The sequence below is a fragment of the Teredinibacter sp. KSP-S5-2 genome (assembly GCF_032773895.1).
Taxonomy (GTDB): Bacteria; Pseudomonadota; Gammaproteobacteria; order Pseudomonadales; family Cellvibrionaceae.
This window is the reverse complement of record NZ_CP120416.1, coordinates 3,704,699-3,716,010: the sequence shown is the minus strand read 5'-3', so window position 1 is coordinate 3,716,010 and position 11,312 is coordinate 3,704,699. Positions and strand designations below refer to the sequence as shown.

The following is an 11,312-nucleotide window of genomic DNA, read 5'->3' as shown; positions in this document are numbered from 1 at the left end:
TCCGTTAATGTTATTAATCCTGATGCTTCGCTCGAATCATGGCGTTGCGTATTGCCGTTTTGGGGTAGGCCAGAACGTAGTATGTACCTGCCTTGATGTTAGATTTAATTTGAACCTTCTCATCGGTTTTGCCTTTGAGTTCTGACTTGTAATCAAAATCCGTTATCGAGGGTAATCCTCCTACCTTGATGTACATGTCTGCATCGCCAGAGCCGTCTTTAAACTCAAATAACACTTCGCTTCTGCCTGCAGGCACATCAAAGGAGAAGAAGACCGCCTGAGTCGCGTCACTGTCGATTCCCTGGAACTCAACTTCGTTACTGAGGGTGGTTATTGCTATTGGCGTCGTGTTTTCGGTGACGGTAATCGTTACCGAATCACGACTACTTAACATACCGTCCGTTGCTTCAAGAGTGAGTGTGTAGCTGCCTGCCCCAGGTAAGGTTACCGTGGTATTGGCTTGGTTTGCGTTGGCAAATACCACGCCCGAAGGGCCAGACCAAACACTGCTGAGTTGTCCGGAAAGGGGTAAGCCATCGTCACTCACACTTCCCGTTAATACAGCTTGCACACTGCTTTGGCCGGCAAGAATACTGATGTCTTGATCTGCACCGGCGTTGACCGATGGTGCTTGGCCGGCATCCGGTTGCGGGTTGGGATCGGCGATGCCGCGAACAACGATATTATCGACGGCCATATCACCTCGATAGCCCCCTGCTGCCACACTGCGTAACCGCAGTTTGATTTCTCCGGTAAAGGCCGAGAGGTTGATTTTGACCGATTGATAATCCGCCGCATTGGAGGCCTGCTGCTGGCCTGTGATACTCCATTGGTTTTCATACCAAGTGCCATTGCTAAAGACATCCACATAGAGAGTGCCCATGTTGCTGCCGTACATGTGGTAATCGAACGCCATGCTCAGGTCGCTGAGGACATAAATCGGGGCACTTTCGATGATAGACACGTCACCTGCGTTATAGGCTCCACTGCCATTTGACGTTTCTACGTAGGCATAACCGACTGACCCTTGGGCTCCGGTGTTGGGGCCTGTGCTGGATGACGGCGTACCGTTGCTGTCTTGCTGCCAGCCGTAGTTGTCGTAAGCAACGTTGCTCCAGTTACCCAAGTCCGATTCGAAATCATCGCTGAGTAGCACCGCGGTAAGGTCTCCTTCGGTCACGGTAATGGTCATGGTGGCGGTATCGGTCAAGCTGCCGTCAGATACTTGAACCTGGAAGCTATTGGTTCCTACATCGGTTGCAGTCGGAGTACCGCTTATGTCGCCATTGGCTGAGATGTTGAGCCAGCTTGGGCCAGAAAGCTTACTGAAACTCAGGCTATCGCCATCTGAGTCAACGGCATCATTGGCGAGGTTTGCGACAAAGCTTGCGCCTGCAGCAACTGACCCCTTATCGATTGGGTCGGCGTTAAATACCGGCGCGTTATTACCGGTGCCGCCACCAGGAATGCCCTGAATCTTGATGTTATCTATGGCTATGTCACCTCGCCAGCCGCCTGCCGCAACGGATCGGAAACGAACACGTATGTTGCCGGTATACAGACCAAGGTCGACATTCGCTGTCAGGTAGGCGTCGCTTTGGTTGGTTTGTTGTTGCCCACTCAGACTGAACACGCCATTGGTCCAGGCGCCTGCGTGGTACACATCCACATACAGTGTGCCTATATTGGAGCCAACCATGTGGTAATCGAAGCTGAGGGTTCGATTACTGCCGCTGATGCTTGGGCCTTCCAGTATGGCGTTGTCTCCGGCGTTGTAGGCACCTTGACCGCTGGAGGTTTCCAGATAAACGTACCAACTGCTGTTGTTGGCGCCGGTAAGTGGGCCTGTACTGCTGGAAGGTGTGCCGTTGCTGTCTCGGGTCCAGTCGTAATTATCTCCGGTGTTGCTGTTCACCCAATTGCCAAAACCTGTTTCAAAGTTTTCCTCTTCCAGCACCACCGGTTGGTCGGACACGGTAACCGCAACGTCATCGCTTACGGTGAACTCGCCGTCGTTGGCGGTGACTTGCAAGACATAATCGCCAGTCACGGGGAAGGTAACCGTTGCCTGGATTTGGCTGGCGTCGGTAAACGTGGCCACACCTGGGCCGCTTACTTGCGACCAAGTGAGCGTAACCGGGCTGACTTTGCCGTCGTCGGTTACGCTTGCGCCGGCAAGAAGCGTTGCACTGTTCACCGAGGTGCCAAGGTCAGGGCCTGCGCTTACAACGGGTGGTTGGTTGGGGGGCTCTGGGTTGACGGTTACCGTGATGTCATCGATCGCGGTAAATTCGGTGTCGCTGGCGGTGATACGTAATACGTAGCTGCCATCCACAGAAAAGCTGGCGTCAGTAATGGCAGCAGCAGTATTGGTAAAGGTCACGGTACCAGGGCCGGAAACCACACTCCACACTGTTGTCACTTGTACCCCTAACGGCAGGCCATCGTCGGTGACCGTGGCAGAAAGCACGGCGGCATTGGGTAGGGTGACGGTCTGATCAATACCTGCATCGACTGTCGGTGCCTGGTTTGATGGCGGTGGATTTACGGTAATGGTGATGTCATCCGTTGATGCTAATTCGGAATCACTTGCTGTCAAACGCAGTACATAGGTGCCGGCCAGAGAGAAGCTGGCGTTGGTGTTTGCGCTGCTGGCGTTGGCAAAGGTGACATTGCCGGGGCCGCTGACTTTAGACCAGGATACGCTGAGCGCGCCGGAAGTTGGCAGACCATCGTCGCTTACTGTGCCGTTAAGTATGGCGTCCGCAGGCAAGCTGATGGCTTGATCTGCACCGGCATTCACACTTGGTGCGGTGTTGACGGGGGGCGTTTTTTTGATGGTGAAGTAATCGGCAATGGTGCCTGTTTCCCGTTGGAACTTCACATCCATTCGGTCATTGCTGACATCGACAATGACTGAGCCCAGGACTTTTATTTCCACCAGGTTGGCTGGGTGATGAATAATGGAGTAACCGATTTTGCCTGAGCTTCCAGCCAGTACATATACCGCGCCTTCGGGGTTAGTTCCTTTGTTATACGCGCCTGTGCCCGCTTCTTGACCGTCGCCGCTGTCGATGGCGTGCAGGTTGGCATCGAAGGTACTGGAGCTGCCGTAGTGGTTGTTGATCAGCATGGTACGGGAATAAAAATGGTTGTGGCCGGCAAGGGCGAGGTCGACGCCATATTTTTCCAGAATCGGTACCGCGCGTTCGCGCATGATGCGTTGTCCGGATTCACTATCGGAATCGTGTGCATCGGAGCGCGAATAGGGTGGGTGGTGCCAGTACGCAATAATCCACTTTTGTGAGGTGGAGGCTAAATCCGCTTCCAGCCAGTCGTACATCGCATTGCCATTTAAGTTGGATGAGGTAAACGAATCCAGGCAGACAAAATGAATATTGCCGTGATCAAACGAAAAATAGAGTTCGCTACCGGATGCGGTACCGCCAGCTTCACCATTGGTTGGCAAGGTAAAATTAGCTTCGTGGACGGCAAGGTCACGCTCGTGATTACCGCGCGCTGGCCACACTGCGGTGTTGCGCATTAAATTGGCATAGACATCGAAAAAGTTTTGCTGATACTCATTTTCTGTACCGTTGTTATAAGCGTTGTCGCCAAGCGCAAGCATGACATCGGTATGTGTGTTGTCGAAATTGTAGTAAGCGTCCCTGACTCGGGCCTGATTATTGTCACCAGTACCGGGGTCTCCGACTACCCATATCCGTGTATCAACAGCAGAGCCTGTAGTGGGCGCGGTTTCAAAATAATATTCATTAGTGAAACCGACTTCCGTCGAGGTAGATGAGCCAACCGCATAGTAATAACGTGTGTCGGGTGCTAAGCCGGTTAAGGTCACAATATGTTCGGTGGTCGAACTTGGGCTATCGACAGTTTGTGTCATATTACCCAGGTCAGTTCCGAAGGTGACGCGGCTATCTGAAGCCGATGATGTTCTCCAGCGAATTACTGCGGAAGAGGTCGAAACTGATTGAATATAAGGTTCTCTGGTAAGGGCTGCGTATGCGCTAAATGAACTGAGTAAAGAAAAAATACTCGCGCACACAGCCACGACCAGAAAGTGGCGTGTCTTCATGGTGAACTCCCCTCCACCGGTAAAGGCGGATTTGATGTTAGTTATTTAAAAGCACTACTTGTTTGCACCCGAGAATGCATTGGGTGATTGATACACTTGGTCCTTTATTTTTTTATGGCGGATCAGAGTGTTTTCAATTTTGTTTCCAGAGCTTGTACCAGCTCCCTGGAGATGGGTTTATTTTGTATGTGTTGTGGCAGATTGGCTTGGGAGCGCAATGCCGCTGTGTATGCTGCTTTTGCTTCGTCTTTTCGGTTGGCTTTTAATAAGAAATCCCCGCGTAGCGCCAGCCAGATATCCTTACGGTCAGCCTTGTTTAACACGGTATCAATACGGGTAAGTGCCGCGTTTACCTGACCGGAATTAAATTCGATTTCTGCGGCGGTAAGGGCAAAAACATTTAAGTCTCCCAATGTGGCCATTCCCTGCTCGAGAATTTGTATTGCCTGCTCGTTTTTATTGTGGCTGTGCAACGCCTCGGCAAACTCTGTGTACCAGGTAGGTAAGGTTCTCTGCGCATTAGTGAGTACGAAACGGTAGTCTGTTTCTGCCTCATTTATTTGCTGTATGGAGGTGTATACACGGGCCCGAACAAGTCGGCCAGGCACGTTGTCAGGATGTGAGGTCAGATACCTATTAATGCTTTTAAGCGACTTATTGTATTTGTTTTGTGCGTAATAAATTTCTGCTCGCGATAGATATACGTCAGTATTTTCTGGGTTTAGCTTCTCGATTTTTTTTAAATCCTGTAGAGCCTTGTTCCAGTTCTCATTCAATATGAGTAGTTTGGCACGTTTTTCATAGAGTTTTACGTTGTTCGGGTTGTGCTCAATTTGATGATCGAGTTGATGTATTTTGGCGTTACCATCGCCGTGGGAGAAAGCGATTGAGCTATGAAAGAAGAATAAAAAAATAACGAGAGTGCGGAAAATAAAACCAGCCACTATGTGTTTTGTGTGCATGTGCGGTTTTGGCATGGGAATGATTTCTGTTTGTAAATTTTTATACTATTCAACCACCTTTCTCTTAAGAAAAAATGAACTTTATAAGTGTTTGGTTAGATTATTCACATTTTTTTTATCATCCGTTGAGAAAATAAAGAATGCTTCTCGATTTTGCATTAGTTTACATTTTAATTGGAATTTATTTGCGACATCGTTTTTTTATGCTCTCGCGTTCTTCATATATCTAATGTGAATAATTAGCTGTTGTCGACTACACTTATGTGTTGTCAGGGCAATAGATTTCTATTTTGGTAAAACGTGGCGCATCTACGACTTCTTCTTTCGCAAAAAATAATACGGCTTTCTGTCGTGATTCTATGTATTTTGGGGTGCTGGATGTCTCTGACGTCCCATGCCGGGGGATACATTGATATTGTTATTGCGCCTGATGATGAGAAAGACATTGCGTCGCTTTTAAACGGTCGGGAGTACCGTACTTTAACCCGCTATGGTGGACCATCTTCTCGCAGAAATGTGGTTGAGATTATTCTGTTTATTCAGGCTCTGGAGTTAGGTGGAAGTACAATGAAGCCGCGCTTCGTTGTCGAAGAAAACTATAAGCGTATGTTACGTATTGCGGGTAATGGCGAGGCTGTTGCTGTGGGATCAAGTATCTGGTGGTCGGATATTGATCACAACCGTTTTCTAATTTCCCCGCCGCTGCTGAAGAATGGAGAATCTGTGGTTGGTTTGTATACCAGCCCTAATAACAATCAGGCGTTGCGGGCGTCATCACTTGAGGAAATCCAGGAGCTGAGAGCTGTCTCTAATCAGAACTGGCCGGCAGATTGGGCTTTACTGCAGAGTTTGGGGGTGGCATCGCTCCATCATGCGCGGAACTGGCATCTTATGTTTGATATGGTGTCGAAGATGCGTGTGGATTTTATGCTTTCCCGTTTTTCAGATCAGGACGATTTGGGAATCGAGTACGATCAGAGGAAGCTGGTACCTATTCCCGGTTTTGCCATTGTGCTGCCAGGAAGTCGCCATTGGGTTGTGAGTAAATCCCACGCGCAGGGAATGGATACCTTTTCCACTTTGATTAAAGGAATGGCGTTGTTGAATAAGCAGGGCCGAATTCGACAAGCGTATTTTGATTCTGGTTTTTTCACGCCCAAAGTGAAGGGCTGGCAGCTGTTAAACCCGACGGAATCAATACCAGCCAGTAATACTACAGATTCTGATTCACAATAAATTGCCATTCCTGCCTGCTGACGGGTTGAATCGATAACCGGCCTTGTTTCACTAACACCATATCCGCCAATGCCGTTTGGTTTTTTATGGTTGCGAGCGGATATATCTGCTTAAACGCTGTTTGAAACTGGATATCCACACTAAACCAGCGAGGGGTTTCCTGTGTCGACTTGGGGTCGTAATAATGGGATTCCGGATCGTATTGCGCTGGATCAGGGTAGGCTTCGCTGACCACACGTGCCGTGCCTGCAATGCCAACGGGTTTGCATTGACTGTGGTAGATGAAAACCTGATCCCCTATCTGAATTTTGTCCCGAATGAAATTTCTGGCTTGGTAGTTTCGAATGCCGTCCCAGCGTCCTGTGCTGTTCTTTTCATGTTTGAGATCCAGAATACTGTATTCCGCAGGTTCAGTTTTAAATAGCCAATAGTTCATCGTCTGCTCTATGTGATGCTTGTCGGAGTCGTATATAGCAGAGACTAACGGATTGGTTTGGCTTTGTCAGTGTTGTTTCTCGCTCTTGTTTTACCGGAGCGAGCCAGCTCTTGAAAAGGGGATATCTATTTTTATTCCAGGCGATGGAGAGGACCCGTCTCGGCATTGTCTTATTTGGAAAGGTGTCTTAACGTTTTTTGCCAGCTATCCTTATAGTTGAGGTTTTTATCTTGCTTCATGTTCCGGTTATTATTTTGATGAATAGTCATTCTCTTATTCGGTTACTTTCGTTATCGATGTTGCTTTTGTGTTCATTCGCATTGAGCGCAAATGAGTTACCTGACAAGTCTCAGTCCGAGATTAATTTATTGGTAGTGGATATCGTCATGGACGATATGCCGGGCTTTCTGCAAGGGCAAAGCATTTTGGATATCGATAACTTTGATCGCCCTGGTAGTCGTCGCGATTTAGTGGATTATGTCCTGTTAATGCAATCTCTGGTTTTGGGGGGCATCCCGGAAAAAGATATAAAACCAGAGAAATGGGGTGGGGTGAGCTACGACCGAATGCTTTTGCGTATGTCTGCAGGTGAGGCGGTTGTTTTTAGCAATACCATATGGCGGGAGGATGTTGGAGAAGACCATCCGCAGTTGTTTGTTTCGGCCGAGACTCTAACTAAAGGCCAGTACTTTGCCGGAATTTATATGAACCCGGATAACCCCAAGTTTTCGCAAGCCTTGGATTTTAGTCAACTGACTGCGGTTTCCAGTCATCAATGGCGGCCTGACTGGAATGCACTAAATAAACTTCCTCTCAAGCACCTTTACAACACCGTGAACTGGGAGCACATGTTTAAAATGGTGTATATCCAGCGCGTCGATTTTATGTTGATTGCCTTTCCAAGTACTTCGGATTTGACTTATTCAGCAATCGGGTTGAGTTTAAAGCCTAAACCCAATTTGAAAGTTGAACTGGATGGTTCCCGTGGTTGGGTAATCAGCAAAAACCACCCACAAGGGTTTCGTGTAAAACAGGCTATAGATCGCGGACTGGTGAAACTGCACGAAATGGGCCGGGTAAAACGGGCCTATGAAGCTGCTGGTGTGATACACCCTGGTGTTGAAGGCTGGAAGGTTATAAGGCCGGATGACTATGCAGCCGATGTGGTAAATAAATAAAAAAGGAAAGCCCCTTGCAGCAAAGTGCCGCAAGGGGAAGATTGTTAGCGGTTTAGAATTTTATCTCGTACCCAAAGGCCGGCTTCTTTCAAGTTAGCTGTGCTCCAGTTGTTATTGGCGGAACAAGTACCTTGTTTCCAAACTGCGCCAGACCGGAAGTCATCGGAGAAATTCCAGTTAGTCCAGCTAATCTGATACTGGTTGAGAATATCCAGATACGCCTGCGTGCTGGCAAAATCATTGGTGCCGTCACCGGTGTATGTTTGTGAACCCCACTCGGTTACGAAGATAGGAAGTCTCTCGGCCGCCCAAACCAGATTGTCGCGATAACTTTGTCCATGTGATGCCGCGTAAAAGTGGAAGGTGTACATGATGTTATCCAAGGTGACCGGGTTGTTCACGATATCCTGTGCGGTTTTACCGTCCGAAACCCCCAGAGAGCCCCAGCCGTGTGTGCCTATCAAGACCACTGCGTCTGGGTCGTGTTGGCGGATCACGGGAATGATTTGCATCGCATAGCTCTGTACCGCATCCCAGGTCACACCGTTTGGCTCGTTGGCAACATCATAAATAATGTTGTTTTTGCCGTTGTGCGCTTGCGCGATATCGGTGAAGAAATCGATTGCAAGATTCAAGTTCGCGTTTGGATCTCCGGGTGAGAGTTGGTGCCAGTCAACAAGGGCATACATGCCGCGCTCAGTGGCCTCTTCGATTAAACGGTTTACCTGATTTGTGTAACCGATTGGGTCGGTCTCATAACCGCCTTCCTGAACATAAAGCGAAATACGGAGAATGTCCGCTTTCCAGTCATTTGCCAGAGCGTCCAGGGAAGCTTCGGTTAAGCAGTTGTTCCAACCATACCATTGCAAACCGTGGGTGCTCATACCGCGTAACTGAATGGTTTGATTATTCTGGTTACACAGCTTGGTACCACAAACATGCAGTTGGCCGTGAGTTGCCACGGGTGTTCCACCAGACGAGGAGCTTGATGAAGAGCTGCTAGAACTGGACGAGGAGGAACTGCTGCTGGAGCTGGAGGATGAGCTACTTGATGAACTCGAAGAGCTTGAGCTTGAAGAGGAGCTGGAGCTGCTGGAAGAAATCTGGCATGGCTCACAATCCCATGGACCCCATTGGTCATTTGGGTTTGGTTCGGCTTGCGTCCACCATTTTGCTTTACAAGACATCGGAGGTGGCCCTGGAACCAGAATGGGATCACTGCCGCCGACATATACCGTTCCTTGCTGCCATACATTTGGTGGGCAAACGGGGAGGCTACTGCCGCTGGATGAAGAGCTGCTTGATGAACTTGAACTGGTGCTTGAGCTACTAGAGCTACTGCTGGAGCTTGAAGATGAACTCGAGCTACTGGAGGAGCTGCTGGAACTTGAAGAGCTTGTGGAACTGGAACTGCTGGAGGATGAACTGCTGCTGGAAATATCGCATACGCCAACCAGCTTCCAGGCATATTCCCACGCCCAGCCTGATCCGGGTAGGTATGGGCCATCCAGTGAGCACCAGCCGCCTACCAGGCATTCGTAAACGTTGTCGCCAATTCTGACTCGATCGCCAGTGCCGACTACGGTTTGGTTGGGCTGATAAATAGGGTAATCCGTGCAGTCAATAGCAAGGCTCTGCGCGCCTACAAGGCCAAGCGCTGCCGCTAAAACGAATTTGACTAGGTTATTCATTATTATCTCCGTCCGAAAATTCGTATTAATAAGAAAAAGGTATCAATTATTAGTGTTATGACTTCCGTGTATCTCTAGCTCCCGGTTACAGCATGCAGTTTCTACCTTTCCTTGCGCTTCAATCTGCGCTGATAGTACCGCCGTCCATAAAAAATCTAAGAGAAGCTGAGGAAGATTCCTTGAGTTCGATTTAAGCAACTTAAAAAAAATAAATCAATCGGATGTAAGTATTAAATCGTAATAATTGAAACGTGTTTTTACTACCTTGTTGTTCGTTGCAGCAAATCGCGACGACAATAAAAAATAAAATGAGAGGAAAGTGTTTAGCGTTACAGATGGGGAGCTTAATAATTTATTCGAGGATGTATTTATTAAACTGTATACAGCAAAAAATGTGTATTCCGTAGGCGATAAAGTGTTATCCGATCATATTCGGGTTAATGCAGAAAAGGCAAAACACAACAGGCTTACAAAACCCCGCTGTATTAATGTAGTGATCACTTTAAAGTAAAACAGTTAAAAAGGTGACGGGTGTTTTTTTGATTTGGCATATATATTTTTTTGACCGTGTTGTTTGTTTTGAGGATGGAGTTTTACTTATGGTCATCTCGTACACCACTCCGGTAGTTATATTGATCCGCTGTCATGACGTTTAATATTAATCATGTGTGTCAGCGCTTTTTTGGCAATGGTGTATAGCGGTAACTGGCATTGCTGGTTATTGGTTAACAGGGCTATGCCTACTTGAGTATGCATATCCAACAGCATAACTGAACTTGAGCTAAATGCTGATAGTTCCAAATGCCCAACCAGTTTGCTGTTTTGAGTTTCTTCAAAAATGTGCCAGCCTAAGCCGTAGTGACTCAATTCCTGAGTCGGTGTTTGTGGGTTTATCATTGTGTTAATGGTGTCAGGGTGAAGCACTCTCTCTGCACTGGATGCTCCTCGACGGTTCACCATTTTTATAATTTGAGATAAATCGTCAATCGTTGTTTGCAGGCGGCTGGAAAATGCAGAGTTATCGGACTTGTTGTTTGGTTTGTCACTGAATGCTCGCACATGGAAGCTCGACTGACGCATATTCAACTGCGGTAAAAGTTGTCGGTTCATATAGTCGACAATGCTCTGCCTTGAGGCCTGTTCAAGCGCTGCACAGGTAAGAGCGTGAGAATAGCTTTCTACGGATGAACCCTTTGAGCGTGGTAAAGGTGTGTTCTGATTTTTTAAATATAACTGATCCAATTTCGATGGATAACTCAATAAGTCACGCAAGGTAAAAGTCGCGCCTGGCATATATGGGAAAAGCGCACTGTATGGTTTGTCTATCGATAAATTTCCCTGTTCCATTTGCTGCATTATGGCTATGGCTGTTAATACGTGACTTAATGTGTTGACAGAATAGCGGGCTTGCTCATTATCAGCATATGCTTTCCGGCGGTTTCCACCATGCTGAAAACTCTTTGTCCAAATTGTTGATGCGTTATCCACTAAAGCAATACTAAGATCTGGCACTTGGTAGGCGGAGATAAACCTTTCCATTTGCATGGTCAAATGGTTTATTAGTGACAAATTAGGGGGATTGCACGAAGCTGCTAACTGTTTTTCTGGAGAAAACCATTTTGGATTGGTGGTTTGTCTGCTTGAAATGTGCTGGAATGCGATTTTTTCAGGCATTGCGCTTCGTCCTGATAGGTAAATAGATGGTTGAGTATATTC

General features: G+C 47.7%; 7 protein-coding genes. 2 read left to right on the top strand and 5 right to left on the bottom strand.

The features are described from left to right. Positions 1–13: 13 nt before the first annotated feature. Both P5V12_RS15815 and P5V12_RS15810 read right to left on the bottom strand, forming a co-directional pair. Positions 14–4,093 carry a PKD domain-containing protein gene (locus tag P5V12_RS15815; RefSeq protein WP_316954054.1) on the bottom strand — a complete coding sequence of 1,360 codons (4,080 nt, stop codon included), beginning with the start codon at positions 4,091–4,093 and terminating at the stop codon, positions 14–16. Positions 4,094–4,215: 122 nt separating this feature from the next. Then, positions 4,216–5,055, bottom strand: a complete 840-nt coding sequence (locus P5V12_RS15810) for a tetratricopeptide repeat protein (protein ID WP_316954053.1) — start codon at positions 5,053–5,055, stop codon at positions 4,216–4,218. Positions 5,056–5,433: 378 nt separating this feature from the next. Between P5V12_RS15810 and P5V12_RS15805 the strand changes: the two genes are divergently transcribed. Next, complete coding sequence (locus P5V12_RS15805) at positions 5,434–6,291, top strand: hypothetical protein (protein WP_316954052.1); 858 nt, start codon at positions 5,434–5,436, stop codon at positions 6,289–6,291. On the opposite strand, the gene P5V12_RS15800 is transcribed toward P5V12_RS15805, so the two are convergent. Further along, positions 6,269–6,727: an EVE domain-containing protein gene (locus P5V12_RS15800; protein WP_316954051.1), complete on the bottom strand. Its 459-nt coding sequence runs from the start codon at positions 6,725–6,727 to the stop codon at positions 6,269–6,271. The two genes, P5V12_RS15805 and P5V12_RS15800, sit on opposite strands and share 23 nt — an antisense overlap. Positions 6,728–6,924: 197 nt before the next feature. On the opposite strand from P5V12_RS15800, the gene P5V12_RS15795 reads away from it, so the two are divergent. Beyond that, positions 6,925–7,905, top strand: a complete 981-nt coding sequence (locus tag P5V12_RS15795; RefSeq protein ID WP_316954050.1) for a hypothetical protein — start codon at positions 6,925–6,927, stop codon at positions 7,903–7,905. A gap of 44 nt (positions 7,906–7,949) precedes the next feature. Here P5V12_RS15795 and P5V12_RS15790 read toward each other — a convergent pair whose 3' ends face one another. Together P5V12_RS15790 and P5V12_RS15785 are read right to left on the bottom strand one after the other, a co-directional pair. Further along, positions 7,950–9,596 carry a glycoside hydrolase family 5 protein gene (locus P5V12_RS15790; protein WP_316954049.1) on the bottom strand — a complete coding sequence of 549 codons (1,647 nt, stop codon included), beginning with the start codon at positions 9,594–9,596 and terminating at the stop codon, positions 7,950–7,952. 627 nt (positions 9,597–10,223) lie between these two features. Next, complete coding sequence (locus P5V12_RS15785) at positions 10,224–11,270, bottom strand: serine hydrolase domain-containing protein (RefSeq protein ID WP_316954048.1); 1,047 nt, start codon at positions 11,268–11,270, stop codon at positions 10,224–10,226. Positions 11,271–11,312: the final 42 nt, after the last annotated feature.